Origin of the sequence: Pseudomonas sp. S5F11 (assembly GCF_019641515.1) — a bacterium.
Lineage (GTDB): Bacteria > Pseudomonadota > Gammaproteobacteria > Pseudomonadales > Pseudomonadaceae > Aquipseudomonas > Aquipseudomonas rhodesiae.
The window spans coordinates 869,218-895,292 of sequence record NZ_JAIFJZ010000001.1 but is presented as its reverse complement, the minus strand read 5'-3'; the positions used below and the strand labels follow the sequence as shown (position 1 = coordinate 895,292).

Genomic DNA, 26,075 nt, shown 5'->3' with positions numbered 1-26,075 from the left:
GACAGCTTTTCACAATTCTTAGTTAACCTTTGGTTACATATTGTGGCTAAATAACGGCCGATGGGCATGAACCGGCGGAAGTTCCAGCCGGCCGTGCCGACTATGTGAATTGTGATTTCAGGTGCTGCTTATCATCCTCGGCCGTCGTGGGCCCGCAGGAGCAGCCTGTTCTCTTCTGACGTGTGACGAAATCCCTTGAAACTCATCATTGTTGTTCTTTACGTTGCCTCCATCGCGTATGTACACCTGCGTGGCCGGGTGCGACACAAGCTGAGCCGCCAGCTCAGCGACCATTCGACCTTTCTGGCGCCGATCAACTGCTTTCTGTATCTGTTCTCCAAATTGCCCGGCCGGCCTTACCTGGCGACCAGTGACTTTCCCGACCTGAGCCCCTTGCAGGAACATTGGCAGGAAATCCGCGAGGAAGCCCAGAACCTGCTGCAAGCCGGGGAAATCAAGCGCTCGGACCAATACAACGACGTTGGTTTCAACTCCTTCTTCAAGTCGGGCTGGAAGCGCTTCTACCTGAAGTGGTACGGCGACAGTCACCCTTCGGCGATGAAACTGTGCCCGCGCACCACTCAATTGGTACAAAGCATCGGTTCGATCAAAGCGGCGATGTTCGCCGAGCTGCCCCCAGGCTCCAAGCTGGTGCGCCACCGTGATCCATATGCCGGGTCTTACCGCTATCACTTGGGGCTGGACACGCCAAACGATCCGGGCTGCTACATCAATGTGGATGGCGAGGCCTATTACTGGCGCGACGGTGAGCCGGTGATGTTCGACGAAACCTATATCCATTACGCCGAGAACACCACGCAGCACAACCGCATCATCTTGTTCTGCGACATTGAACGGCCGATGAAATATCGCTGGGCTGCGGCTTTCAACCGTTGGTTCAGCCGTAACGTGATGGCGGCGGCGGGCTCGCCCAACGATGCAGGTGACAAGACCGGCGGCTTGAACCGCGCTTTCACACGGCTGTACAAGATCCGCCTACGCGGCAAAGAACTGAAAAAGCGCAACCGTACGCGTTACTACCTGGAAAAGTGGGCCATTTTCGCAGTGCTGGCGCTGATCTTCGTCCTGATCTAACCCGCCGGGCGCCCCTCACTGCGGTGGGCGGGCGCCCAACTTGTCCCACATCTTGCGAGTGATTTTCTGCCGGTTGGCATAGCCCGCCCAGGGATCAGCCTTCAACCCCTGCACCCGTTGCAACAGATTGGCGACTGTCCACTGTTGCGCGCCGCGCAAGCCTTTCAATTCCTCGCGACTGATCGGTACCGACACCGGCAGCCCTGGCCGTGCCCGCACGGAGTAGGCCGCCACGGTGCTGGCGCCTCGGGCGTTGCGCAGGTAATCGATAAAGATCTTGCCCACCCGGTTTTTCGGCCCGGAGGTGGCGGTAAAGCGTTCGGGCAGTTGCTGAGTCATGAACTGCGCCAGGGCCTTGGCAAATGCCTTGACCGTGTCCCACCCGTCGCGTCGCGCCAACGGCACCACCAGGTGCAGCCCTTTGCCACCGCTGGTTTTAACGAAGGCATCGAGTCCCAGCTCATCCAGTACGGACAACGTCAGTTGAGCCGCTTCCACCATGGTTTTCCACGGCAATGCAGGGTCCGGGTCGAGGTCGAGTACGAACAAGTCCGGGGTTTCGATTTTGTCCGAGGTGGCGCCCCAGGTATGCAACTCGATGGTTCCCATCTGCACGGCGCCTACCAGCGCCTGCACGCTGTCGATTTCCATCAGTCGCGCGTGACCTGGGTCCAGCGCCGGGTCCAGCTGCGTAATGTGGGGGATAGCCAGGTGCTCAGCGTGTTTCTGGAAAAACTGTTCGCCGTCGACGCCCTCCGGTGCCCTGAGCAGCGATACCGGGCGTCGCTGCAGAAAGGGCAGAATCCACGGGCTGATGCTCTCGTAGAACTGCGCCAGTTGTTGTTTCTGCGTGCCGCTCTGGGGGTCGATGACGCGGTCGGGATGGCTGATTTTGACCCCGACTGGGTTCTTCGCGGGTGTTGCGAATTGGGCTTTGCGCGGCACCTCATGCACGATCTGCTCGGCTGGCTTATCGGTGCGCATCCCCACAAAAGCGGCCTGGCGGACCACGCCTTCGCGGGTCCATTCGGCAAACTGCACTTCACCGACCAGTGTCGGTTCCACCCAATGCACGCCGCGCGCCTGGGCGCTGGTCAACGGCTTTTGCAGCGGCGATGTGTTGCTCTCCAGGGGTTTCAACTGCCCGTAGATGGTCTTCAACGCGGCCTGATCGAACCCTGTGCCCACGCGGCCGGCATACACCAATCCGCTATCCTCGTTGACCGCCAGCAGCAACGCGCCGAACCCGCTACGCGAGCCTTGAGGGCGGGTGTAGCCAACAATCACGAATTCCTGGCGCAAGCGGCATTTGAGTTTGACCCAATCGTTGCTGCGCCGCGATACATAGGGGCTGCCCAGGCGTTTGCCGATCACGCCTTCCAACGCCAAGTCGCAAGCACTTTCGAAGATATCCCGGTGGTTGGCAGCGAAGGCCTCGGAGAAGCGCAGCAGCTTGCTTCGGCTACCGCGCAGCGCGGCCTTTAGGGATGCGCGGCGCTGTTCCACCGGAACTTCGCGCTGATCCTGGCCATTGAGGAAGGGCGCGTCGAACAGGTAATAGACGATATCGAGGCTGCGGCCGATATCGAAAGCGTTCTGCAAAGCCTGGAAATCCGGCAGCCCGTCACTATTGAGGCTGACGACCTCGCCATCCAACCAGCTGTCCTTGAGCTTAAGAGCTTGCAGCGCCTTGGCCTGACGCGGCAGGCGCTCGGTCCAGTCATGGCCGTTGCGGGTAAACAGGCGCACCTCGCCGTCGCGGATACGCGCCAGAATGCGGTAGCCATCGAACTTGATTTCATACTGCCAATCGCCTTCGGGCGCGCGCTCCACCAGCGTGGCCAATTGCGGGGTGAACTGCTCGGGAAGGGCGCTGGCGGAGGCCGCTTTTTTGCTACGAGCTTTGGCTTTGGGTTTCTCTGGCGGCGGTTGGCCCACTGAGGCGTCGCTGAGCACGCTGTCGGGCTGGGCCTGCACGATGTCGAACTCGGTGGCGGGGCGGGCCTGGGCGTCTTTCTCCTTGATCAGCAGCCATTGCTCTTTGTCGCCGCTGCCTTTGAGGCGGGTGCGCACCAGCGTCCAATCGCCGCTGAGTTTTTCGCCGACCAGGGTGAACTTGAGTTTGCCGGCGGCATACGCCTGATGCGGGTCATCGTGAGGTTGCCAGACGCCGCGGTCCCACACGATTACGTCCCCGGCGCCGTACTGGCCTGCCGGGATGCTGCCTTCGAAGCTGCCATAGCTCAGCGGGTGGTCTTCAACATGCACCGCGAGGCGCTTCTGGCTCGGGTCCAGACTCGGGCCTTTAGGCACCGCCCAGCTCTTGAGCACGCCGTCCAGCTCCAAGCGGAAATCATAGTGAAGGTGGCGTGCGTCGTGCTTCTGGATCACAAACGACAGCGCCGATGCCTTGGCTTTTTTTCCGGCCGGCGCACTGCCCGACGGTTCGGCGGTGATCTGGAAGTCACGTTTGCGGTTGTATTCACTCAACGGTTTGGCCATGGGGGCTCCATCCTATGGCAGGTTCAAGAGGCTTTTTTCGAAGACTTTTTCGCCGCCGGTTTTTTCCCCGCAGGCTTACCGGCCAGGCTGCGTTTGAGCAGTTCGGTCAGGTCGATCACGTCTGCAGACTTGCGCTCGTCCTCGCCTTCCTGGGATTCCACGTCCTCGATCTTGCCGGCTTTGGCTTTTTTCTCCACCAGAGCCATGATCTTTTCCTGAAAGCTGTCGCGGTATTCCTCGGGCTGCCAGTCAGCGCTCATGTCTTCCACCAGGCGTTTGGCCATGTCCAGCTCGCCCTTGGCCAGGCTGGGTTTGGTCACCTCGCTGCCCAGCTCCAGCTCATCCAGGCCGCGCACCTCGGCGGGCCATCGCAGCATCACCAGCACCAGCGCCGATTCCAGGGGCATCAATGCTGCCAGGTGTTGTTTGGTGTGCAGCACTACATTGGCCAGGGCCACCTTGCCGGTTTTTTTCAGGGTTTCGCGCAGCAGGGCATAGACCTTGCCGCCGCGTTTGTCCGGCGCCAGAAAGTACGGCGTGTCGATGTTTTGTAGGGGGATCTGCTCGCTGGCAACGAAGGCGATGATCTCGATGGTCTGGGTCGACTTGGGGTGGGCAGAGCGGATCTCGTCTTCGCTGAGCACCACATAGCGGCCTTTCTCATAGGCCACACCCTTGACGATGTTCTCTTTGGTGACTTCCTTGCCTGTGGTTTTGTTGATGCGCTTGTAGCCCACCGGGTCCATGCTGCGCTTGTCCAACCAGTCGAAGTCCACGCCCTGATGGGACGTGGCCGAGACCAGCGACACCGGGATATGAACCAAGCCGAAACTGATTGCGCCTTTCCAGATTGCCCGTGGCATAAGTGCGATTCCTTGAGAAGAAGCAGTGTTCTGGTGACTCGGCGGCGGCGCGAAAAGTTTCCCCGGGCGGATACGTGGACAGATCGTGTTACACCTCATCAGAAACAATTTACTTACCAAAGGCGAACCCAGGGCGTAGCGTGCCATCGAAAGCACGTACAGCTCGTTTCAGAGAGGTTTGCTCATGATCAGTTGCAGGCGTTATCTCGCATTGCTGGTGTTGGGCCTGGCCCTGATACCCCTGGCCCAGGCGCAAGACCTGCCCGGGCGAAGCAATAGCAACAACAGCCCGATTCACCGGGCCAACCCCAACAGCATGCAGGGCACCCAGCCCAATGCCCCGGCGACGCGGGGTATTCAGACTGTGCCGACCCCGCGTACGCCGACGCTGGAAAACGGCGGCATCGGCAACCGTTATCCGCAGCGCCAGGCCGCCCCCAGCCGCCCGGCCACTGAAACCAAAGCCCCCACGTATGATGCCAACGGCAATCGCCGGTAAGGACCTGTCTTATGTTGCTACGCAAAACCCTGCTGGCTGCGCTGTGCGCATCGACCCTGTTGCCCTCGATTGCGGCGCATGCCGCCGGGGCTCAACAGTTCCCCAGTGAACAAGGCAGTATCACGGCCACGCCGATAGCCCAAGGGCTGGATCACCCGTGGGCGGTGGCATTCCTGCCGGACCAGCAAGGCTTTCTGGTAACCGAGCGGCCGGGGCACCTGCGGGTCGTCAGCGCCGACGGCAAGCTGTCGGCGCCGTTAAGCGGTGTGCCGCAGGTGTGGGCCAAGGGGCAGGGCGGTCTGCTGGATGTGGTGCTGTCCCCGGACTTCAAGCAAGACCGCATGGTGTATTTGTCTTACGCCGAAGGCGGCGGCAAGGGCGGGACAGCCGGCACGGCGGTCGGGCGCGGACGTTTGGCCGCCGACCTGAGTGGCCTGACCAACTTTCAGGTGATCCTGCGCCAGGAACCCAAGCTCTCCACCGGTAACCACTTCGGTTCGCGCCTGGCGTTTGACCGTGACGGCTACCTGTTCGTGACCCTCGGCGAAAACAACGACCGACCCACCGCCCAGGATCTGGACAAATTGCAAGGCAAGGTCGTGCGCATCTATCCGGATGGCCGTGTGCCGGACGACAACCCGTTCGTCGGTCAGGAAGGCGTACGGCCGGAGATCTGGTCCTACGGCCAGCGCAACCCTCAAGGCCTGGCGCTGAATCCGTGGAGCGGCACGCTGTGGGAAAACGAGCACGGCCCCCGTGGCGGCGATGAGATCAATGTCATCGAACGCGGCAAGAACTACGGTTGGCCACTGGCAACCCATGGCATCAACTATTCGCTGACGCCGATTCCCGAAGCCAAAGGCAAGACTGTCGAAGGCACCGTCGCGCCGCGCCATGTATGGGAAAAATCACCGGGTATCAGCGGCATGGCGTTCTACGACGCCGATCGCTTCAAACCGTGGCAGCACAACGTATTTATTGGTGCACTGGCCAGTCAGGAGCTGATTCGCTTGCAGTTCGAGGGCGATAAGGTGGTGCATGAGGAGCGCTTGCTCGGCGGCTTGAAAGCGCGGATTCGCGATGTGCGGCAGGGACCGGATGGCTATCTGTACGTGCTGACGGATGAGGAAAAGGGCGTGTTGTACCGTGTGGGGCTGAAACCGGACTGACAAGGCTGAGCCGCCAGTGGGAGCGGGCTAGCCCACTCCCACTTCTTTACGCGGGTGAGGTTTACAGGCCCAGCGCCGACAGGCCCGGATGCTCATCCGGCCGGCGACCCAGCGGCCAGTGGAACTTGCGCTCGCTTTCCTTGATCGGCATGTCGTTGATGCAGGCAAACCGATGGGCCATCAAGCCGTTCTCGTCGAACTCCCAGTTCTCGTTGCCATAAGAGCGGAACCAATTACCGGAATCGTCGTGCCACTCATAGGCGTAACGCACGGCGATGCGGTTATCGGTAAACGCCCATAATTCCTTGATCAGCCGATAGTCCAGTTCCTTGGCCCATTTGCGTGTCAGGAAACCTTTGGCTTCTTCGCGGTTGTGAGCGAACTCGGCGCGGTTGCGCCATTGGGTGTCCAGGGTGTAGGCCAGGGAAACGCGTTCTGCGTCCCGGGAGTTCCAGCCGTCTTCGGCCAGGCGCACTTTCTCGATCGCCGACTCGCGGGTAAACGGCGGCAGGGGCGGGCGCGGTTGTTCTGTAGATGACATGCTGCGACTCCTTTAACTCATTAAGGTTTATCGAAAGTTGCTCAGCCTGTGCGTTCACAGTCCCAATAACGTTCGCGCCATGCATTGCGCATTATCGGCAGCCGTTGAATCGCCCATTACCAGGGCAACGGTAATGGCGCCATCGATCAGGATCAGCAGGTGCGCGGCCTGCCGCTCGGGGTCGGGGGTGCCATGTGCTTGACACAGTTCGAGTACGTACTCGAACAGTTTCTGTTTATGAGCTTTGGCCAGCAGGCGGACGGGGTTGTGCGGGTCGCCAGTTTCGCCGCTGGTGTTGATAAAGGCGCAGCCGCGAAAGTCCTCAGAGCCAAACCAGGCCTTGAGCGCGCTGAACAGCGCCAGCAGGCGCTCGCCGCTGTCGGCCTGGCGCTCCACTTCGCTGCGCAGCCATTGGAGCCAGCGCGCATCGCGGCGTTGCAGCGCGGCGATCACCAATTCGTCTTTATTGGCGAAGTAGCGATAAATACTTTTTCTCGAGACGCCGGCGGTTTTTACCAGAAAGTCCATGCCGGTGGCGGCAATGCCATGGCGATAGATCAACTTCTCGGTGACGTCGAGGATAATGTCGCGGGTTTCATTACTGATGATTTCGTTCATGGGGCAAACAGTAGAACGATCATTCTCCTTGGTCAATTAATTTTTTTCCATCTGTCACAGCGAGACCTGAGCATCTTCATGGTGTAAGCTCGGGACCTCTTCGGATTCGACCCTTTGCGAGCCTTATGCCGTCGTTCTTCAAACGCTCCCTGTTGCCCAAACTGCGCGGTTTTCCACTCACTCCCGAGGCGATTGAGGTGCTGTCCGGCGCTGCGGCGTTTCGCCGTTGCCTGCTGGAGAAAATCCCCCAGGCCACGCGGCGTATCTACATCGTTGCGCTGTACTTGCAGCAGGACGAAGCAGGGCAGGAGATCTACGACGCCTTGCACGCCGCCAAAGCCGCAAGGCCGGAGCTTGAGATCGTGGTGGTGGTCGACTGGCTGCGTGCCCAGCGCGGGCTGATCGGCGCCGGCAAGCAGCCGGGCAACAGCGCCTGGTACCAGGAAATGACTCAGCGTCACAGCACTGAGGTGCCGGTATACGGTGTGCCAGTTCAGACCCGCGAGCTGTTCGGTGTGCTGCACCTCAAGGGCTTCGTGATCGATGACACGGTGCTCTACAGCGGTGCCAGTCTGAACAACGTGTACCTGCACAAATTCGACAAATACCGCTTCGACCGCTACCACCTGATCCACAGCCAAGCGCTGGCCGATTCCATGCAGCATCTGGTGGAACATGGACTGGTGGCGTCCAAAGCCGTGCATCGCCTCGACCTGCCGAACCCGCCGACTACCCGCAGCCTGCGCAACGACATCGGCGACCTGCGCAGCCGCCTCAAGCACGCCACCTACGACACCACGGCGGGGCAGTTGCCCAATGGCCAGTTGTCGGTCAGCCCGTTGCTGGGCGTCGGCAAGAACAACCCGTTGAGCCGGGTGATCCTGGAACTGATCGCCAGCGCCCAGCAGCAACTGACTATCTGCACGCCGTACTTCAACCTGCCACTGCCCGTCACCCGGGAAATCAACCGTGCCCTGGCCCGTGGGGTGAAGATCGACATCATTGTTGGCGACAAGACCGCCAACGATTTCTACATTCCGCCCAGCGAGCCATTCAAGGTGATCGCGGCGCTGCCATACCTGTATGAAATCAGCCTGCGCCGCTTTGCCAAGCGCCATCAGCGCAACATCGACAGCGGCCAGTTAAATCTGCACCTGTGGCGCGACGGCGACAACACCTACCACCTCAAAGGTATGTGGATCGACGAGCGTTACACCTTGCTGACGGGCAACAACCTCAACCCCCGGGCGTTCCGGCTCGACTTGGAAAACGCGCTGCTGATCGACGATCCCCAGGGCCAATGGCTCGCGCCGCGCCAGGCTGAACTGGAGCAGATTTTTCAGCACACCACGCGGATCGAGGCTTACACGCAATTGCAGACGCTGCCGGATTATCCGGCAGCGGTCGGCAAATTCCTGCGCCGTGTGAGCCGGGTGCGGATTGAGCGTCTGCTGTATCGGATTTTGTAAGTCGCCTGAAACTAACGGAAATGCTCCATCGGGCGGTCGTCGGATCAGGCTTACATCCAGGCGCCCGACGCTGTTCTTACATAGCCCCTCACTGTTTTCAGAGCGAGCGTGGATATGTCGAAGATCGCCTCAGGTACTTTTTATGAGGTGCCCAGTAGCGTTGTTCCCATGGCGGATCGTCCATCCGCTTCAACGCCTTCCCCCACGCTGTCGCGGGCTCGACGCTCAACCACTGATTCAAGCGCCGCACTCAGTTATCCCTGGACCCGCAAACCGGTCCCCAGCAGTAACGGCGTGGCGGCTGCCGACACGCTGCTGGAACAACGCCTCACGTCAGCCACGCAAAGCGGCCACGGCATGGTCGAGGTGCCTGAGGGCAGCACGCTGACCCCTTTGCTGGCGTTGTACCGGCACCTGCTGAACCAACCGCCGTTGCAAACCTGGCTCAACGACCAGGGGCTAGAAACCGCCACGCTGACCCTGCATCACGACTTTATCGAAGGCTTCGTCACCCGCGAGGGTGTGCGCAGTGCCGTCAGGTTTACCTACACCGACGCGTCGGGGTGGTTAGAGGCCTCGGCCAGCCTGCGCCCGCTGTTGCACCTGCTGGACCCCGGCGATAAAGGCCTGACCTTTATGGGTGAGGACGACGAGTGGGTGCCGTTGGCGGTGGTCGAGCAAGCGAAGACCCGCCATGGCTTTCACGTCGGCGATGTGGACAGCGCTTGGCGGGTGATCGGTCAGATCGAGCAGCGTCGCTACTTGGCGGACACACTGGAGGCGGCCCTGGGAGATTGGCCCGACGCCACGCCCATGAATTGGTCCGAACACCCCTGCGAAGTGAGCCCGGCGTTAACCTTGGGCGAAGCCAGCCAGGCCGCGCGCGAGCGTCTGCAGCGCCTGGTGGCGCAACCGAGTATGACGGCGCTGCTCGAACGCGAAGGCTTTGACTGGCCCGGCAAGCCGTTTCGGATAACCGAGGGCAGGCTGGAGCGTCTGAGCCCAGTGGGCGGCTGGGTCGATCTCACCCGTTATGTCGAACAGCACCCCGCCCTGGAGGCAGAGCGCCAGGCGCTGGTCGGGCTCAGCGAGCCCTTGGGCGGTGCGGTTTATTCCACTCCCCGCTATGACGTGCGCCAACTGGTCGAATACCTGGGGCTGGGCTCGATGGCAACCGCCGGCGAAACCCGCAATGTCATCCAGTGGTTGCGTACGTACTTGCCGCCGGCACCGCCACTGGGCGATTACAACGGTCTGATGCGCCGCGAGTGGGCCCCCGGCACCCTGACGCCCGAAGATCGCCTCACCCTGACCGATCTGGCGCAAGCCCGCTTGGGCGGCAGCAGCGCCAGAGGCTTCAGTGCACTGGCGCACAGCACTCCACAGGCACTGCACACCGACCCCCAGGCCCATTTGACCGCGCTGCTTGAAAGCCCCGAGGCGTTGGCGTTTGGCGCGCAATTGGCCAGAGCGCTGAATTGGTTTGGCGCGAGCGGCGCAGGCTACGAATTGCCCAAAACGGTGTGCCAACAGTTGGTGGCGGCGGCGATCAAGTTGCACGCCGGTATCGACGCTACGGACAAGCCTGGGCATGTGGCCGGGTATTCGGTGTACCAGCCGGCGAACATGGGGCGCACATTCAGTGCCGTGCGCCGCGACATCGAACAGCATCTGATCGCGCACAAGGGCGTCGACCCCAAGTTGGCCGTGCTGGCGGCACACCTGGGCTTGGCCCAGGCAGCACCGGAATTTCTGGTCAGGGATGTGCCGGACACGGTGCACATCGGTACGCCGGCCTGGATGGAGTTGCGTCTGGGCTGTGCGATGGCCGATCAACATGCACCCGGCACGTCCCGGGCGATGAATGAAGAGCAGGTCACCCACCTCACCACGCTGGGCCCCACCAGCGATGCCCAGGCCGAGTTGATGCAATTGTCGGCGTTGAAAATCATGGCCGATTGGGGCGTGCTCAATGGGGTCGTCCGTTTGCGCAGCGATGGAGAATATTCTCGTACGGATATCCAGACCGCCTCCGAAGCGTTCTTCAAACAGCGCGAAGAGGCCAGCCTTGCCTTCACCGACGCGAGCGCCGAGCTGCCTACCCGCAGGACGCTGGCCATTAAAGAGCTGCTGCGGGTCTTTCCGGACACTACCCCGGCGGGTCTGGAGGCCATGACCGTACACATCGCCGAGGCTTCGGAGCGTCGCAACATGGCGTCGGGCGAACCCAGGACGCGTCCGATCATCGAGGCGTACATAACCGGCGATCTGACACCGGGCAAGTGGGCGCTGAGCAGCGATTTACGTGGTACTTACCGTAGCGGCAGCACCCCTTATCAGCAGGGCCAGGCCCCGCAGGCTTCCCCTGAGGCGCGCGCTCAGTTGGATCAACGTATTCGGCGCTTGCCCGCATTGGATGGGCTGCTCAACAGGGCGGTCGACCGGCATCGGCACGCGTTGCAGAACGCCTATGCCACCCGCTTGAAGTTGATGCTTGCCGAGTTGCCGCTGGCGGATCGACAAGCGCTGGAACTCGGCACTGTCGAGCTGTTCACCTTACGCGGGGAAACCGGCACCACCCAAGCCCGCGAAACGGCGAGCAGCAGGCTGGCACAGCGCGGTCGCCAAGGCACGGTGATGCGCCTGGAGCACAACAACCAAGTCACGTATTACGAGCTGTTTGCCAACGGCAATGTCGTGCGACGCACCGACTTGCCGCAGGATCTGATACTGGGGGGGCTGATCAAGCACGAGCGCTTTCCCGCCCCGCACGGTCATGTGTACTTGCCAGTCAACCGTGGCACGCCGGTCCCGTTCGATGCCGACGCCTATACCTTAGGGACGGCACCGAGGTCGGACGTCGCTTCGCCGGCCATGATCATCGAGCAACTGGGCACGCCGTTCGCCGCCAGCGCTTTACCAGCCAGCTACACCCCGCAGAACTATGTGCCGAATACTTACGGTTCGCGCAAAACCGCGCGCATCGTGGAGGCGATCGCGCAGGGGAATTTCTACGAGTCTCCAGAGGCCTTGCTGCAAAGGGCGACCGAACAAGTGCCGTTGGAACGCCGTCGCGAAGCACGCACCCGTGCGCACAATTTTTTGCTGGGTTTCGTGCCCTTTGTCGGTGCCTATCAGGAATTCAAAGCAGGCAATATCGGCAGCGGCTTGGCCAACCTGGCCGTGGACACCGTCGGGGTGGCCATTGGTGCAGCGGGCCCGGCGCGGGGGTTGATTCGCTCAGCCAAAGCCCTGGCATTCAAGCCTTTGAAGGGGATTGCCAGGCGTTTGACGGCCACGGTAAGCCCCATGGTGTCGACAACAGCCAGGGTCAAACCGGCGGCCACCTTCAGTGATCGCGCATTTGATTTTCTCAAGCATTCGGGGCTGTTCGCCAATGCCGCGCTGAATCCGCTGGATGGCTACCCGCAGATGATCCGGGCGGCGACCAAAGGCTTATTTAACGTGCCCAAGCTGATCCTGCAAGGAACGATGAATTCGGGCAAAGTCGCTCCGCACTTGCTGACGGCCGAAGAAAAACTGCGCAGTTACCTGATCATCGCGGCCGGGCAGATCGACCGGCAGGAGCCCGGCGGTCAGTCGCCCGTGGGGAGCCGCACAGGCGTCTACCGAGGGGCCGAGATTCAAAGCGTGCGCTACGGTGGTCACTGGTACGCCTTGGACCCGCTCAATGGGCGGCCGGTTGGCACGCCCCTGAGCGGGTTTATCGCCGATGCCACCCCGTGAGTGCTGATCCTCAGTTCAGGCCCAGCTTGCCGCGCAGCATGGACAGGTCTTCAGCGAGGGTGTTGACCGGACCCACCAGCGCTTTACGGTCGCTGTCCTTGACCTTGTCGTAGGTCTCGAAGCCGCCGTCTTTGGTTTTGTACTTGGCCAGCACCTTGTCCACGGTGGCGAAGTTTTTATCGACTTTGGCCAGGAAGGCCTTGTCCTGCTTCTCGATCTGGCCGCGGAACAGGTCGACGATTTTTTTCGCGCCGTCGATATTGCCCTGGAAGTCATACAGGTCGGTGTGGCTGTAGCGATCTTCTTCGCCGGAGATCTTGGTGGCGGCGACTTCCTCCAACAGCGCGGCGGCACCGCCGACGACTTTTTCCGGCGGGAAGGTCAGGCCGTCCACGCGGGTCTTGAGGTCATTGACGTCGGTGTTGAGCTTGGCGGTCAGCGTCTCCAGGCCCTGAGTCGAGTTCTGCGAGAATAACGCGTACTCGATGCGGTGGAAGCCGGTGAAGTCTTCGGCGGTTACGCCTTTTTCGTGGTCGTCGACGCGGGAGTCGATGGAGGCGTCGAGGTCGCTGAACAACTCGGCAATCGGCTCGATGGACTCGTAGTGCACGCGGGTAGGCGCATAGAGCTTCTTGGCGGTGGCCAGGTCGCCTTTGTTGATCGCGTCGGTAAAGGCCTGGGTTTGGGTCACCAGTTCACCGATCTCTTCGGTGACATAAATCTTGTAGTCCGACACCGGCCCGACCAGGTCCAGCGGTGCGGTGGCGGCGAAGGCGGCCAGGGGCGAGAGGGTCAGCAACAACGACAACGCGAGAGTCGACTTCTTCATGGGACAGTTTCCGCTGTGGGGGTGGGTTTCAGGTATTGGCAGAGGTGTGTGGGTGCGTGGCGGCCAGCAGCGTGCGGCCGAGGAAATCCTGGGGCCCGCTGACCCCCGGCAAGGTGAAGAAATACCCGCCGCCGACCGGCTTGAGGTATTCCTCCAGGGGTTCGCCGTTGAGTCGGGTTTGTACGCTGATAAAGCCTTTTTCCAGGTCGGCCTGATAGCAGATGAACAGCAGCCCCATGTCCAACTGACCGTTCTTATTGACGCCGTTGGAATAGTTGAAGGGCCGGCGCAGGATCAGGTTGGCCTGGGTCTGCGGGGTGCGCGGGTTGGCCAGGCGGATATGGGCATCGAGCTTGGTCAGCTTGCCTTCCGGGTCTTTGCTGTAGTCGGGCACCTGGGTTTCTTTGTGGCCGTCCATGGGGGCGCCGGTGGTTTTGATGCGGCCGATGATGCTTTCTTGTTCCTGCAGGGGCGTGCGGTCCCAGCGTTCGACGAAGTTGCGGATGATGCGCACCGCCTGGTAACTGCCATGGGCGGCCCAGGCCGGTTCATCGCTACCGGGCTGCACCCACACGATCTGGTTCATGGCTTGGTCGTTATTGGAGTCGGGGTTGGCCGAACCATCCCGGAAACCCAGGAAGTTACGCGCGCTTTGCGCCGGCTCGCCGGGACGGGCAGGGGCCTGGGGCGGCACGCTGCCTTCCTGTTTCCAGCGCACCAGCAGCAAGTCCGGCAAGTTCTTCACGATGTCGCGCAGGGCGTGGATATTGGTGTCCGGCGTGTTGGAGCTGAATTGCAGGCTGAGGTCGCCATGGCACTGCGCCGGCTCCAACGCATCGTTGGGAAACCCCACCATACGGATCAGACGTTTGGGCTTGGCGGCGGCGAGGCCGAAGCGTTCGTCGAACAGCGATTCACCCACCGACACAGTGATGGTCAGGTTATCCGGCGTCACCACCGGGCCCAGAATTCCTGAATCGGTGGGTGGCAATTTCGGGTCGACTTGGGCCACCGGGCCACCGGTCATCAGGAAATGGATACGCTCGTTCAGGGTGCGGAACAGGCGCTCCAGGTCCTGGCGATCGCTGGCCAATACATCGAAGGCCACCAGCATGCCGCAGGCCGGGCGCGGGGTGACGATGCCTGTCTGATGCTGGCCGTAAAAATCGTGGTGGTCCTGGGTCTTGTCACTGCGCGGCGCGGTGGTGACTTGTTCCGCAGCGGCGGCCATGGCCGGGCAGGTCAAGCTGCTGCCGGCAATCGCCGCGCCAGTGGCGGCCATGCCCAGCAGGACACGGCGACGCTGAAGGTTAAGCTGTTCTGAATCACTCATGGGGCGGTTGTCTTCACTGCAGGCCGGAAAGGCCGAGGGCGGGGTCGATTCCATCGAGTACGGCGGCCAGAGCCTTGGCCTTGTGAGCGATCTGCTTGCGCTGACCGTCGGTGACGCTGTCGTAGCGGCGGTACTGGCCGTCGACTTTCAAACTGTCCAACTGGCTGTCGAATGCGTCGAGGGCGTTATCGACCTTGGGCAGCAGGTCGGCGGCGGATTTTTCCAGCAGTGGACGCATCAGCTCGACCACCTTGTGAGCGGCGGCCAGGTTGGCGGCGAAGCCATTCAGGTCCAGATGGCTGTAGCGTTCCTCCTCACCGCTGAGCGCACGTACATCCGCCAGGCTGTTGAGGTTGCGCACCACGATGCCGACCAATTGCTCGGGCGGCAGCGACTGGGCCAGCAATTGCTGCTTGAGGGTGGTGACGTCACTGAGCAGGCGCTGCGCTACCGGCGCCAGGCCGTCGAGGCTGCGTTGCTGGAACAGGCTGTACTCAATGCGGTGGAAGCCGCTGAAGGCCGGGTCTTGTTCGCGTTTTTCGAAATAATCGGCCCGCGCATTGATTGCGTTGTCGAGTTCAGCCAGGCGTTGTGCGGCCGGGGCCAAACCCTGATAGGCCACGCGAGCGGTGGCATACAACGCCTGTGCCTGCGTCAGGTCGCCGGCGTCGATGGCCTGTTGCAGTGCGGTTACGGCCTTGATCAGCGCGCTGCCCTGGCTACTCAAGTACACCCGGAACTCCGACAGCGGGCCGATAAAGGCCACCATCGACGGCTTGGCTTTGGCCTGGGCTTCGGATTCGGCGGTTGGCGTTACATGCAGAGTGCCGCGTGGATTGCTCAGCAGGCCGCAGGTAATCGCGTAGTCACCGGGTTGCAGGTTGGCATTGATCACCTGGCTCAAGCCGGGGGCGATGTTCTCGCGCTCCTCGACCACCAGCACGCCGTCGAGGATTTCCCATTCCACCGCCCGGTCGGAACGGTTGATGATCCGAAAACTCGCCGGCCCGGCGGGCACGGTCAGCGCATTGGGTTCGCAGGCGTGGGCATGGATGGTCACCGCAATTTCATTGCTGTGGGTCTGGCGCTTGGCGGCGGCCAGTTGCGAAGCGTAGTAGAACAGGCCGCCGGCGGCGATCATCACGACCACCGAGCCGGCCACCGCCCAGCGCAGGGCTCGGGGTGGCGAGGCGGGTTGAGGCGTTGGGTTGGTCAAGAGACGGTCCTTACTGGCTGGAAACGGAAGAGGGCGCGGCGACCGGTTTGGCCGCGGCGGCGGGCAGGAAGAACATCACCAGCGCCACCACCAGGTAGATCAGATAGGCACCCAGGGTGCTCACGGTCGGTGCTTCCTGATAACCGAACATGCCGGCGAGCACCGAGCCCAGCGGGCTGTCCATCGGCAAGGCAGTGCTGAAATCGAACAGCACGGTTTGCAGGTGATTCCACACCCCGGCTTCATGCAGGGCCTGCACCGAGTTGGCGAGGATGCCAGCGGCGACCACCAGGATAAACAGCCCGGTCCAGCGGAAAAACGCTGCCAGGTTCAAGCGCATGCTCCCGGTGTAAATCAGGAAACCCACAATGATCGCCAGCACCAGCCCGAGCAGTGCACCGATCGGCGCGCCCGGGCCTTCGCTCTGCTGGAACACCGCCAGCAGGAAAAACACCGTCTCCAAACCTTCACGGGCCACGGCGAAAAACACCATGAGGATCAGCGCGGTGACCTGGTGTTTCGAGCCGGTCAGCGCCTGATCGAGGGAGGCGTGCAAAGAATGCTTGATGGAGCGCGCCACCTTGCGCATCCAGAACACCATGGAGCTGAGAATGCCCACGGCGACCAGGCCGACGATGCCTTCAAACAGCTCCTGTTGTTTCTGCGGAAACTCGGCGCTCATCAATTCCAGACCACCGCCCACCAGCAGTGCCAGGGCCGCAGCGAGGAAAACCCCGATCCACACCGCCGGCATCCATTGACCCCGACCGGTCTGCTGCAGGTAACTGGCGATGATGCCAACGATCAACGCTGCTTCGATGCCTTCGCGCAGCATGATGAGAAAAGGGACAAGCATCGCGCACCACAGGGTAACTAGATAGGAAGCTAAGTTGTAACATAATGATACTCATTGCTAAACAGCAAATATTGACATTAGCTGAACGCTCGCTGAACGGTGGTGACGAATCCTCGCGACCCTTATGATGCAGGCCACCTCAACAGCTGTCGGATCGCCTGAAGCCCCATGTCCGAAAAAGACACCATCTCCCTGCACCTTGTGCGCGAAGCGCTGCTGCAAAGCTGCCCCCCCGGAGCGGCCAGCGCACAGGTGCTGACCAAGGTTGGCATCGACCCAGCGCTGCTGGCGCAGCCCGATGCACGGGTGTCGGCTACCACCTATGCACGGCTGTGGCGGCTGCTGGCCAGGCGCTCGGACGACGAGTTCTTCGGTATGGACCCGCGCAAGCTCAAGTCAGGCAGCCTGGCGTTTTTGTGCCGCGCCTGCATGGCGCAACCCACATTGGCTGCCGGCCTGGAAACCGGCCTGGGGTTTCTCTCGTTGATGCTGGAGCATCTACCCGCGCAACTGGTGCGCCAACAAAGCCTGGCGGAAATTGTCCTGCTGGAGCCCGAGACCGAGCCACGTCGGGCGTTCACCTATTTCACCTACTGGATGATCGTGCACGGCGTCGCCTGTTGGCTGGCCGGGCGCCGCATTCCGATCTTGGCCATCGAACTGCGTTGCCCGCCGCCGGATTTCTGCGACGACTACCGGGTGATGTTCTCCGACAACCTGCGCTTCGATCGGCCACGCACGCGCATGATCTTCTCCGCCGACTGCCTGGACCTGCCGATCAAGCGCAGCCCCCAGGAGCTTCAGCGCTTCCTCGCCCACGCTCCCGCGAACATCCTGGTCAAATACCGCGACCCCGAGAGCCTGGCCACCCGTATCAAACACGACCTGCGCCAACTGCCCCCCGACACCTGGCCGGAAACCGAAGGCCTGGCCGCCAGTCTGTGCATCTCCGCATCCACCTTGCGTCGTCGCCTGGCCGAGGAGGGGCAGACATACCAGGGCCTCAAAGACAGCGTGCGCAAGGAATTGGCAATTGTCTGGCTGGCCGAACCGCAGATCAGCTTTGCCGAAATCGCCGTGCGGCTGGGCTTTGCGGATGTGAGTTCTTTTTATAAGGCGTTTCGTAAGTGGTCTGGGTCGAATCCGGGGCATTATCGGAGTTTGATTCTTAACGATATTGGCTGAACTTCAGGCGTACAAGGAGATAGGTAATGCGCACGTCATGGTTATGGTTGATTTGCTGCGCGCTTTTCCCGTTGAACAGTTGGGCGCAGTTGGGGATCGGTGATTTCACGCTGGGCATGCCGCGCCAGCAGGTCATGGACATCCTGCATCGCCACTTCCCCTCGGTGGAGTTGGAACACAACCTCTCCTATCCGGTGCCTATGCCTTACTACCGCGCGCGCGAACCGTCCCGTCCGTATCTTTTAAAGGATGTACCGATCCATACCGTAGCGGCCTATTTCGACGAGGCTGACCGGCTCAAGCAACTGAGCATCAATTTCGATATCACCGACCCCGAACGAATCAAGGCGCTGATACCGCTTATGCACGAGGCACGGCTGGCGCCCGACACCCAAGGACGTCATGAACTCTTCAACAGTGATGGCGAGTTGACCTATTACGTGTCGCAACCCTATGGGTGGACAGTCGTGGAGATCGCCGACAGGGCCGCGTCGAAGGTTAATATTCCGATGCGTGCCCACGTAGATCAACAGATCAGGGCATTCAAGTAGCAAAGATGGGGCTGGGGGTAGAGAAACGTTTAAAACTACATGTCCCCGCTGGCCTACATCGCTGTTAAATATTGTTTGGTAAGTTTCTGAAATATAAAGCTCAGGCTTCTAGCCTTATTGACGGCTTTTTTGTGCGCCTAACAGTAGCGTCGTGATAACACCCAATAAGCCAATAAGGCAGAAGACTGCAACAATAACCAAAGTCGACGAAAAGCCGTATCTATCAACTAATCCTCCGAAGACAGTGTAGGAGGCGCCGATAATAACCGAGTTGACTAGATTTGCAGCGGACAGGCATGAGGCTCGGATGCGGGAATCGACATTGTCGTGAATATATGTTTCATATGACGTCTCATAGATGGCGGGGAGCGACATTATCAGGAGGAAACTTGCTGCTGAGGCATTCACGCCAATGTCCATTGATAAGATTAAAAGAAGTAGGGTGATAATAAATGTTGTGGTGAATGCAACAATGCCGAGAGAAAATCTTGAGCAAACATAACCCGCAACTATAAACACTACAGCCGATATGGCTTCTACTGCAGCATATATTCCAGCAATCAAAGTGACATCTAAGCCTTGCAGCGAGAAAAAAGGTTGGCCGTAGATAAATAAAGGTACGGTTGAAAGCTCAAATAAAGCGAACCCAATGAACAAGGGTATAAGGAAAGCGCCGTTTTTTGAGCGGAAAAAGCATACCAGTGAATTGAAAACGCCTTCTGCTTCCCTATTGGGCACCCTACTTTTTGCACTGGGATTGAGGGAGGTGGAAAGAGGATTTTTTTCGGTCATGAATGAAACCATGATGGCTCCAATAAGTTTGGATATCGCAAAAAATATATAAACGCTGTTCCACGACATAGCCTCTTGCAAGGCGCCGCCAAGAAGCATGGATAAGCCTAATGAAACTGCACCGATAGCACGGGCGCGGGATATTATCCTTGGGTATTCCTCTGTTCTATTTTCGGCCAGTAGGTTGTCATATAACAACGCTCTGTCCGCACCGGAGCCCATAGCAATACTGGCGCCGAAGAGGCAAAAGATAAACGCGAAAGGAATAAAATCGGAGAACAATAAAAATCCAATGCCGCTTATAAATAATCCCAAAAAACCAAGTATTAGAGAGTGTCTACGTCCGTAGCGATCTGCAAGTAGACCGGATGGTATTTCCAAGGCTACACAAGAAAAGAATAAAAAAGACTGAAGAATGCCTATTTGTCCTTGGGTTATACCGAGTTGCAAAAGATAGAGTACAAATAAGCCTCTCTGGACATCCAGATTCATAAATATTGACAGCGTGTAATATGGGTTGTTGTTTTTCAAGGCGTTCCATGCTCTTTTTTATTTTAATGCTGATGTTTCGTAATTTTAAAAAAACAGGCGGCTTTGGCTGTCCGGATAGAATGATGAGCGTTGACGAGGTCTTCCTGCGGCAGGAGTTTACCGATGCGATCTCTTTCCAGCAGCAGTTTAGTAAGTAGTCAGCATCAAAATCTTGAGGAAAGCGAGTCACGATTTTGTATGAAATAGTGCATGGAATGTAGTAATGGTCAGGCACTAGGAATTAACTCACAACATCTTTCTCCTGAGTATTACAGAACCTTCCTTAATGTTTTTAGGACGCGCCTGGCATACGCGCAGTAAAAAATCGTGCATGGTTTTAACCGTGATCCTACTTGGGCGTCGGGTTAAGCAAGCCAGACGCTGGATCTGTAAAGGATCGCTCACTTAACTGCGAAGGTTTGCTGCGGAGGATTGAAAGCGTGGCGTGATTGCCTTCATACGTTAAGTCTCCAATCAATACTCTGACGGTGAACTTATGAAAAATTTCATTGCGTTACCTTTTGCGGCGTTGATGCTGGTGTCGGTTCAGGCGTCTGCACTGTGCCTGAATGTTTCTGAGAGTTTTGGCGGGATTGTGGAACAAAAGGAGGAAATTACCGTTAAAGGTCCGTTCACAATAACGGGCAGTAACGGGTGCTCCAGTGCAAATATTGAAGCAATGATTTCAGTTGGCGGTGTGGGGAGAGTTCCGCAAATTTCTATTGAGCAAGAAGTGGGTTCTTCCTGGAGAACGGTAGCGGCCAACCCACTGTCGCCTCGTGCGTCTTGGCTCGGCCCTTTAGGTACCTATCGAGTGAGGGTATATAATCCTGACGAGCAATCCAAGGCCTACTCGGGGACTGTCAGATATGGACGCTGATTAGATTTGGACGCAGTGTGCCAGGGAACTCTGGCACACCGCTACCTTGCTGATGGTCAGACTCGTTCCTCCACCGATAAATCACTTTTTGATGAGTTTGCAAAATACGCGAGCGCATTAATTGCTCGATTGGCGTCTACCATGCCTCGTATGTACTCGGGAATACCTTGTGAACGTGCAACATCAGGCCTGCTATCCACAAAAGCAAGATAGTCCTCCAGTTTTTCGTCGAACAGCGCAATTGCGTTGAACTTGACGTGCGTGTTCGTTTGCCGGCCGTTAGCATCAGACGCACCATCTCCCGATATAAACATCCGAAAAGCCTGATCATCTATTATTTTACTGTTGAATAATCGACTACCCACCTGCTTAAGCTCATCGGTACTGATAGACGTCATATCATATTTCTTCAAGAAGTCCTTTAAGTCCGCTAACTCGTCTTGACGCCACATTCTCAGTTCATCAACGGCTTTCGATTCATCAGTGATAGTGAACGCGTTCGTCACCTTGTCCGGGTTCTTGATTACGATCGCATTCGTCTGCATGGAACGTACATTAGGTATAGTCACTCTCATGTCCATATCCGTCTCCTTATTGGATAAAGGTTACGTCCCGTTATCGACTTCGCATAAACGATATTTAGGCTGTTGGAAAATTTGGGAAGTGTCTGACAGATGCGATTACCAATAGGAAAGTGTTATTCATTACTATCAGCGCAAAAAAAGCCCCATGACCGAATGGACCATGGGGCTAAAAATTGGCTGGATGCGACCAACCAAAGGAGCTCTTTAAATTACTTGGCCGTCGCTACGACTGTCTCCGGCTGCCAGCCGCCACCGAGGGCTTTGTAGATCGCGACAATCCCGCGGTACAAATCCACTTCGGCCTGGGCCTGGGCGTCTTCGGCGGCCAAACGCTCACGCTGGGCATCGAGCAGGACGAGGAAGTCCACGGTGCCTTCGCGGTAGCGGATGGCGGCGAGGTCGGCGGCGGCGCGGCTGGATTCGCTTTGGCGGATCAGCGAGACCAGGCGTTGCTGGCGTTTGCCGTAGTCGCTGAAGGCGTTTTCGGATTCTTCCAGGGCCAGCAACACTTGCTGTTCGTAGGTGGCCAGGGCGCCGTCGGCTTCGGCGTCGGCACCGCGCAGGCGGGCGCGCACGCTGCCCAGGTCGAACGCGGCCCAGGTGATGCTCGGGCCAAGGGCCCAGGCGTTGGCGGCGGACGATCCTATCTGCGAGCCACGCCCGGCGGTAAAGCCGAGGAAGCCACTGAGGCTCACTCTTGGGAACAGGTCAGCCTTGGCCACACCTATGCGCGCGGTGGCGGCGGCCAATTTGCGCTCAGCGCTGAGGATATCCGGGCGCCGTTGCAGCAGTTGGCCTGGGTCGCCGATCGGCAAGGCTTTGGCAATCGCCGGCAGGTCTTTCGGGCTCAGGTCCACGGTCAGCTTGTCCGGACGCTGGCCGAGGAGGGTGGCGATGCGGTTACGCTCGCGCACTTGTTCGGCCTGCAGTTGCGGCACGCTGGCTTCCACCGAAGCCAGGCGCGCGTCGGCCCGTTCTACATCGAGCTGATCCCCCACCCCGGCATCCCGCAGGCTGACGGTGATGGTGCGCGACTCCTGCTGATTCTTCAGGTTGTCCAGGGCGATGCGTTCACGCAGTTGCGCGCCGCGCAGTTGGCCGTAGGCGTCTACCAGTTCGGCAATCAAGGTGACTTGCAACTGGTACAGGTCCGCTTCGGCCGCCTGCTGATCGGCGTCGCTGGCTTCCAGGTTGCGCTGGATGCGGCCGAACAGGTCCAGCTCCCAGGCCATGTCCAGGCCCAAGTCGTAGCGCTCGCTGTTGACCCGTTTGGTGGTCTGGCCGGGAATCTGCCCCTTGCCCAGGTCGCTGCTGGCGCGGCTGGTGATGGTCGGCATTGCGTCATTGCTGGCGTCGTCGCGGATCGCCCGGGCTGCCCGCAGACGGGCGAAGGCTACGCGCAGGTCACGGTTGCCTTGCAACGATTGAGTCACCAACTGGTTGAGGGTCGGGTCGTCGAACTGCTGCCACCAGATGCCTTCGAACTTGGCGTGGTCATATTGCTTGGCGTCCGCGGCGGCGGCGATGTTCGCCGCCTCCGGGGTCTGGGTCTTGTAGTCCGGGCCCACGGCACAGGCGGCGAGCGCCAGTACCAGCAAGCTCGGCAGGAATACTTTTACACTCATTGCTGTGTCTCCAGCTTCAAAGCCTTGGCTGCTTTGCGCGCTTCGCTGCGCTCCACATAGCGACGGATCAGGACGTAGAACACTGGGGTCAGCAACAGTCCGAAGAAGGTCACACCGATCATCCCCGAGAACACCGCCACACCCATGGCATGGCGCATCTCGGCACCGGCACCGCTGGACAACACCAGAGGCACCACCCCCATGATGAAGGCGAACGAGGTCATCAGGATCGGCCGCAGACGCAGACGGCAAGCTTCCAGCACCGCCGCCAGCGGGTCGAGGCCTTCCTGCTGTTTGTCCTTGGCGAATTCGACGATCAGGATCGCGTTCTTGCACGCCAGGCCCACCAGTACGATCAGGCCGATCTGAGTGAAGATGTTGTTGTCGCTACCCGAGATGATCACCCCGGTGATGGCCGACAGCAGCGTCATCGGTACGATCAGGATTACCGCCAGTGGCAGGCTCCAGCTTTCGTATTGGGCGGCCAGTACCAGGAACGCCAGCAGTACGCAGAGCGGGAACACGAACAGCGCGGTATTGCCCGAGAGGATCTGCTGGTAGGTCAGGTCGGTCCACTCGTAGGTCATGCCGTTGGGCAGTTCCTCCTTCAGCAGTTTTTCAATCGCGGCCTGGGCCTGGCCGGAGCTGTAGCCCGGTGCGGCGTTGCCGTTGATTTCCGCCGTGATAAAGCCGTTGTAGTGCATCACCCGGTCCGGGCCCGAGGTGTCGCTGACTTTGATAAAGGTCGCCAGCGGGATCATCTCGCCTTTGTTGTTACGCACTTTCAGCTGGCCGATCTGGTCGGCGTCCTGGCGGAACTGTTGCTCGGCCTGCACGTTGACCTGATAAGTGCGCCCGAAACGGTTGAAGTCGTTGGCGTACAGCGAACCCAGGTAGACCTGCAGGGTGTCGAAGATGTCGCTGATCGCCACGCCGTGGGTCTTGGCCTTTTCGCGGTCGATGGCGGCATCGACCTGAGGCACGTTGACCGTGTAGCTGGTGAACAGGCCGAACAGCTCCGGCACGCTGCGGCTCTTGGCGATCACGTTCTGCACTTCTTTGTACAGCTCGTCATAACCCAGGTTGCCACGGTCTTCGATCTGCAGGCGGAACCCACCGATGGTGCCCAGGCCCTGGACCGGCGGCGGCGGGAAGATCGCCATATAGGCTTCTTCAATGCCGCTGTATTGGCCATTCAACGCCCCGGCAATCGCGCCGGCGGACATACTCGGGTCTTTGCGCTCATCGAAGGGCTTCAAGGTCACAAACACGATGCCGCTGTTCGGGCTGTTGGTGAAGCCATTGATGGACAGGCCCGGGAAGGCAATCGCGGCTTCCACGCCAGGCTGTTTCAGGGCGATCTCCGACATGCGCTTCATCACGCTTTCGGTACGGTCCAGGCTCGCGGCGTCAGGCAATTGCGCGAAGGCCACCAGGTATTGCTTATCCTGGGCCGGGACGAAACCGGTCGGGGTGTGGGCGAAGCCGAAGAAGGTCAGCACCATCAAGCCGGCGTACACGAACAGGGCAATGCCACTGCCGCGGATCACTCGGCGCACAGTGCCGACGTAACCATGGCTGGCCTTTTCGAAAAAGCGGTTGAACGGGCGGAACAACCAGCCACCAAACAGCTTGTCGAGGAACTTGGAGAAGCGGTCCTTCGGCGCATCGTGGCCGCGCAGCAACACGGCCGCCAGGGCTGGGGACAGGGTCAGCGAGTTGAACGCCGAGATCACCGTCGAGATCGCAATGGTCAAGGCGAACTGCTTATAGAACTGCCCGGTCAAGCCGCTGATAAAGGCAGCCGGAATGAACACCGCACACAGCACCAGCGCCGTGGCGATGATCGGCCCGGTCACTTCACTCATGGCTTTTTCGGTTGCCGGGAACGGCTCCAAGCCCAGCTCGATATTACGTTCGACGTTCTCCACCACCACAATGGCGTCGTCCACCACGATGCCAATGGCCAGTACCAATCCGAACAGCGACAGCGCGTTGAGGGAGAACCCGAACAGGTGCATCACCGCAAAAGTACCGATCAACGATACGGGCACCGCCACCAACGGAATGATCGAGGCGCGCCAGGTCTGCAGGAACAGAATCACCACCAGCACCACGAGGATCAGGGCTTCGAACAGGGTGTGCACCACTGCCTCGATGGAGCCGCGAACGAAGATCGTCGGGTCATAGGCGATGCGGTAATCCATGCCGGCCGGGAAGCTCTTTTTCAACTCGGCCATCTTGCTGCGCACATCGTTGGAGATGTCGATGGCATTGGAGCCGGGACGCTGGAAGATTGGGATCGCCACCGCCGGTTGGTTATCGATCAGCGAGCGCAGCGCGTATTGGCTGGACCCCAGTTCGACCCGGGCAATGTCTTTGAGGCGCGTGATTTCACCGTTGGCGCCGGCGCGAATCACGATGTTCTCGAACTCTTCTTCGGTAACCAGGCGGCCCTGGGTATTGACCGACAACTGGAAGCTGGTATCGGACGGCGCGGGCTGGGCACCCAGGGCACCGGCGGCCACCTGACGGTTCTGCTCGCGAATCGCGGTGACCACATCGGTGGCGGTCAGGTTGCGCGAGGCGGTCTTGTTCGGATCCAGCCAGACGCGCAGCGAGTAGTCGCCCATGCCGAACAACTGCACATCGCCGACGCCACCCAGGCGCGCCAGCTCATCCTTGATATTGAGGATCGCGTAGTTGGACAGGTACAGCATGTCGTAGCGCTGATCCGGGGAGGTCAAGTGCACCACCATGGTCAGGTCGGGGGAGGCCTTGTCCACGGTGATACCGATGCGCGTCACTTCTTCCGGCAGCTTGGGCTGGGTCCGGGTCACTCGGTTCTGCACCTGCACCTGCGCGTTGTCCAGGTCGGTGCCCAGGGCGAAGGTGATGGTCAGGGTTAGCTTGCCGTCGGCGGTGGACTGCGAAGACATGTACAACATGTTCTCGACGCCGGTGATCGCCTGCTCCAGCGGCGCGGCTACGGTTTCGCCGATGACCTTGGGGTTGGCGCCGGGGAAGTTGGCGCGTACCACCACGGTAGGCGGCACTACTTCCGGGTATTCGCTGATCGGCAATTGGAACAGCGAGATCGCACCGGCGATCAGGATCAGCAGCGACAGCACCGCTGCGAAGATCGGCCGCGAAATGAAGAACTTGGAAAAATTCATCTTGAGTCGTATCC

Annotated in this window: 21 protein-coding genes; 9 read left to right on the top strand and 12 right to left on the bottom strand. The window is 59.8% G+C overall.

Annotated elements, in window-relative coordinates; translation table 11 throughout:
- Positions 1 to 195: 195 nt before the first annotated feature.
- Entirely contained in the window at positions 196 to 1,095 is a 900-nt protein-coding gene (gene lpxO / locus K1567_RS03925) for a lipid A hydroxylase LpxO (protein WP_034097577.1), read from the top strand.
- Between the two features lie 15 nt (positions 1,096 to 1,110).
- On the opposite strand, the gene ligD is transcribed toward lpxO, so the two are convergent.
- Together ligD and K1567_RS03915 are read right to left on the bottom strand one after the other, a co-directional pair.
- Positions 1,111 to 3,597: a DNA ligase D gene (ligD, locus tag K1567_RS03920; RefSeq protein WP_220698159.1), complete on the bottom strand. Its 2,487-nt coding sequence runs from the start codon at positions 3,595 to 3,597 to the stop codon at positions 1,111 to 1,113.
- 23 nt (positions 3,598 to 3,620) lie between these two features.
- On the bottom strand, positions 3,621 to 4,460 hold the full coding sequence (locus tag K1567_RS03915; protein ID WP_034097581.1) for a Ku protein: 840 nt from the start codon (positions 4,458 to 4,460) through the stop codon (positions 3,621 to 3,623).
- A 184-nt stretch (positions 4,461 to 4,644) separates the two neighbouring features.
- On the opposite strand from K1567_RS03915, the gene K1567_RS03910 reads away from it, so the two are divergent.
- Entirely contained in the window at positions 4,645 to 4,959 is a 315-nt protein-coding gene (locus K1567_RS03910) for a hypothetical protein (protein ID WP_034113545.1), read from the top strand.
- Between the two features lie 11 nt (positions 4,960 to 4,970).
- A complete protein-coding gene (locus K1567_RS03905; protein WP_220698158.1) occupies positions 4,971 to 6,128 on the top strand; it encodes a PQQ-dependent sugar dehydrogenase in 1,158 nt (385 codons plus the stop codon).
- A 61-nt stretch (positions 6,129 to 6,189) separates the two neighbouring features.
- Here the strand turns inward: K1567_RS03905 and K1567_RS03900 are convergent, their stop codons facing one another.
- Both K1567_RS03900 and K1567_RS03895 read right to left on the bottom strand, forming a co-directional pair.
- Entirely contained in the window at positions 6,190 to 6,669 is a 480-nt protein-coding gene (locus K1567_RS03900; RefSeq protein ID WP_034113550.1) for a nuclear transport factor 2 family protein, read from the bottom strand.
- Between the two features lie 54 nt (positions 6,670 to 6,723).
- On the bottom strand, positions 6,724 to 7,287 hold the full coding sequence (locus K1567_RS03895; RefSeq protein WP_034097585.1) for a TetR/AcrR family transcriptional regulator: 564 nt from the start codon (positions 7,285 to 7,287) through the stop codon (positions 6,724 to 6,726).
- Positions 7,288 to 7,412: 125 nt separating this feature from the next.
- Between K1567_RS03895 and pssA the strand changes: the two genes are divergently transcribed.
- Both pssA and K1567_RS03885 read left to right on the top strand, forming a co-directional pair.
- Positions 7,413 to 8,756: a CDP-diacylglycerol--serine O-phosphatidyltransferase gene (gene pssA, locus K1567_RS03890; protein WP_034097586.1), complete on the top strand. Its 1,344-nt coding sequence runs from the start codon at positions 7,413 to 7,415 to the stop codon at positions 8,754 to 8,756.
- A 114-nt stretch (positions 8,757 to 8,870) separates the two neighbouring features.
- Positions 8,871 to 12,503 carry a hypothetical protein gene (locus K1567_RS03885; protein ID WP_220698157.1) on the top strand — a complete coding sequence of 1,211 codons (3,633 nt, stop codon included), beginning with the start codon at positions 8,871 to 8,873 and terminating at the stop codon, positions 12,501 to 12,503.
- Positions 12,504 to 12,513: 10 nt separating this feature from the next.
- Here the strand turns inward: K1567_RS03885 and efeO (K1567_RS03880) are convergent, their stop codons facing one another.
- Genes efeO (K1567_RS03880) through efeU form a run of 4 tightly spaced genes read right to left on the bottom strand, consistent with a single transcriptional unit; the run spans position 12,514 to position 16,737 of the window.
- Positions 12,514 to 13,332, bottom strand: a complete 819-nt coding sequence (efeO, locus tag K1567_RS03880) for an iron uptake system protein EfeO (RefSeq protein ID WP_034113554.1) — start codon at positions 13,330 to 13,332, stop codon at positions 12,514 to 12,516.
- 28 nt (positions 13,333 to 13,360) lie between these two features.
- A complete protein-coding gene (efeB, locus tag K1567_RS03875; protein WP_034099781.1) occupies positions 13,361 to 14,665 on the bottom strand; it encodes an iron uptake transporter deferrochelatase/peroxidase subunit in 1,305 nt (434 codons plus the stop codon).
- A 13-nt stretch (positions 14,666 to 14,678) separates the two neighbouring features.
- A complete protein-coding gene (gene efeO, locus K1567_RS03870) occupies positions 14,679 to 15,881 on the bottom strand; it encodes an iron uptake system protein EfeO (protein WP_220698156.1) in 1,203 nt (400 codons plus the stop codon).
- 10 nt (positions 15,882 to 15,891) lie between these two features.
- Complete coding sequence (gene efeU, locus K1567_RS03865; RefSeq protein ID WP_034138187.1) at positions 15,892 to 16,737, bottom strand: iron uptake transporter permease EfeU; 846 nt, start codon at positions 16,735 to 16,737, stop codon at positions 15,892 to 15,894.
- Positions 16,738 to 16,905: 168 nt separating this feature from the next.
- On the opposite strand from efeU, the gene K1567_RS03860 reads away from it, so the two are divergent.
- Together K1567_RS03860 and K1567_RS03855 are read left to right on the top strand one after the other, a co-directional pair.
- Positions 16,906 to 17,922, top strand: coding sequence for an AraC family transcriptional regulator (locus K1567_RS03860; RefSeq protein ID WP_034097595.1), 1,017 nt, complete (start codon positions 16,906 to 16,908; stop codon positions 17,920 to 17,922).
- A 26-nt stretch (positions 17,923 to 17,948) separates the two neighbouring features.
- Positions 17,949 to 18,473, top strand: coding sequence for a hypothetical protein (locus K1567_RS03855; protein WP_034097596.1), 525 nt, complete (start codon positions 17,949 to 17,951; stop codon positions 18,471 to 18,473).
- 114 nt (positions 18,474 to 18,587) lie between these two features.
- Here the strand turns inward: K1567_RS03855 and K1567_RS03850 are convergent, their stop codons facing one another.
- Positions 18,588 to 19,796, bottom strand: coding sequence for an MFS transporter (locus K1567_RS03850; RefSeq protein WP_259444985.1), 1,209 nt, complete (start codon positions 19,794 to 19,796; stop codon positions 18,588 to 18,590).
- An 8-nt stretch (positions 19,797 to 19,804) separates the two neighbouring features.
- Here K1567_RS03850 and K1567_RS03845 point away from each other — a divergent pair, with 8 nt between their 5' ends.
- Together K1567_RS03845 and K1567_RS03840 are read left to right on the top strand one after the other, a co-directional pair.
- Positions 19,805 to 19,954: a hypothetical protein gene (locus K1567_RS03845; RefSeq protein ID WP_156796367.1), complete on the top strand. Its 150-nt coding sequence runs from the start codon at positions 19,805 to 19,807 to the stop codon at positions 19,952 to 19,954.
- Between the two features lie 338 nt (positions 19,955 to 20,292).
- Positions 20,293 to 20,676 carry a hypothetical protein gene (locus K1567_RS03840; protein WP_152331816.1) on the top strand — a complete coding sequence of 128 codons (384 nt, stop codon included), beginning with the start codon at positions 20,293 to 20,295 and terminating at the stop codon, positions 20,674 to 20,676.
- Positions 20,677 to 20,732: 56 nt separating this feature from the next.
- Here K1567_RS03840 and K1567_RS03835 read toward each other — a convergent pair whose 3' ends face one another.
- From K1567_RS03835 to K1567_RS03825, 3 genes are all read right to left on the bottom strand, one after another.
- Positions 20,733 to 21,257, bottom strand: coding sequence for a hypothetical protein (locus K1567_RS03835; RefSeq protein ID WP_034113560.1), 525 nt, complete (start codon positions 21,255 to 21,257; stop codon positions 20,733 to 20,735).
- Between the two features lie 212 nt (positions 21,258 to 21,469).
- The gene (locus K1567_RS03830; protein WP_047882423.1) at positions 21,470 to 22,885 is read right to left on the bottom strand and encodes an efflux transporter outer membrane subunit; all 1,416 of its coding nucleotides are present in this window, start codon (positions 22,883 to 22,885) and stop codon (positions 21,470 to 21,472) included.
- Entirely contained in the window at positions 22,882 to 26,061 is a 3,180-nt protein-coding gene (locus K1567_RS03825) for an efflux RND transporter permease subunit (RefSeq protein WP_094065600.1), read from the bottom strand. The genes K1567_RS03830 and K1567_RS03825 overlap by 4 nt, the downstream gene beginning before the upstream one ends.
- Positions 26,062 to 26,075 lie beyond the last annotated feature (14 nt).

What these genes read in the sequence shown, in the direction of transcription:
- K1567_RS03845 (WP_156796367.1), top strand. Translation starts at nt 19,805, where the DNA reads ATGCTCTTTTTTATTTTAATGCTGATGTTTCGTAATTTTAAAAAAACA.
- efeO (WP_034113554.1), bottom strand. Translation starts at nt 13,332, where the DNA reads ATGAAGAAGTCGACTCTCGCGTTGTCGTTGTTGCTGACCCTCTCGCCC.
- K1567_RS03905 (WP_220698158.1), top strand. Translation starts at nt 4,971, where the DNA reads ATGTTGCTACGCAAAACCCTGCTGGCTGCGCTGTGCGCATCGACCCTG.
- K1567_RS03910 (WP_034113545.1), top strand. Translation starts at nt 4,645, where the DNA reads ATGATCAGTTGCAGGCGTTATCTCGCATTGCTGGTGTTGGGCCTGGCC.
- efeB (WP_034099781.1), bottom strand. Translation starts at nt 14,665, where the DNA reads ATGAGTGATTCAGAACAGCTTAACCTTCAGCGTCGCCGTGTCCTGCTG.
- K1567_RS03885 (WP_220698157.1), top strand. Translation starts at nt 8,871, where the DNA reads ATGTCGAAGATCGCCTCAGGTACTTTTTATGAGGTGCCCAGTAGCGTT.
- K1567_RS03915 (WP_034097581.1), bottom strand. Translation starts at nt 4,460, where the DNA reads ATGCCACGGGCAATCTGGAAAGGCGCAATCAGTTTCGGCTTGGTTCAT.
- K1567_RS03855 (WP_034097596.1), top strand. Translation starts at nt 17,949, where the DNA reads ATGCGCACGTCATGGTTATGGTTGATTTGCTGCGCGCTTTTCCCGTTG.
- K1567_RS03835 (WP_034113560.1), bottom strand. Translation starts at nt 21,257, where the DNA reads ATGGACATGAGAGTGACTATACCTAATGTACGTTCCATGCAGACGAAT.
- K1567_RS03860 (WP_034097595.1), top strand. Translation starts at nt 16,906, where the DNA reads ATGTCCGAAAAAGACACCATCTCCCTGCACCTTGTGCGCGAAGCGCTG.
- ligD (WP_220698159.1), bottom strand. Translation starts at nt 3,597, where the DNA reads ATGGCCAAACCGTTGAGTGAATACAACCGCAAACGTGACTTCCAGATC.
- pssA (WP_034097586.1), top strand. Translation starts at nt 7,413, where the DNA reads ATGCCGTCGTTCTTCAAACGCTCCCTGTTGCCCAAACTGCGCGGTTTT.
- K1567_RS03825 (WP_094065600.1), bottom strand. Translation starts at nt 26,061, where the DNA reads ATGAATTTTTCCAAGTTCTTCATTTCGCGGCCGATCTTCGCAGCGGTG.
- K1567_RS03830 (WP_047882423.1), bottom strand. Translation starts at nt 22,885, where the DNA reads ATGAGTGTAAAAGTATTCCTGCCGAGCTTGCTGGTACTGGCGCTCGCC.
- K1567_RS03840 (WP_152331816.1), top strand. Translation starts at nt 20,293, where the DNA reads ATGAAAAATTTCATTGCGTTACCTTTTGCGGCGTTGATGCTGGTGTCG.
- efeU (WP_034138187.1), bottom strand. Translation starts at nt 16,737, where the DNA reads ATGCTTGTCCCTTTTCTCATCATGCTGCGCGAAGGCATCGAAGCAGCG.
- K1567_RS03895 (WP_034097585.1), bottom strand. Translation starts at nt 7,287, where the DNA reads ATGAACGAAATCATCAGTAATGAAACCCGCGACATTATCCTCGACGTC.
- K1567_RS03900 (WP_034113550.1), bottom strand. Translation starts at nt 6,669, where the DNA reads ATGTCATCTACAGAACAACCGCGCCCGCCCCTGCCGCCGTTTACCCGC.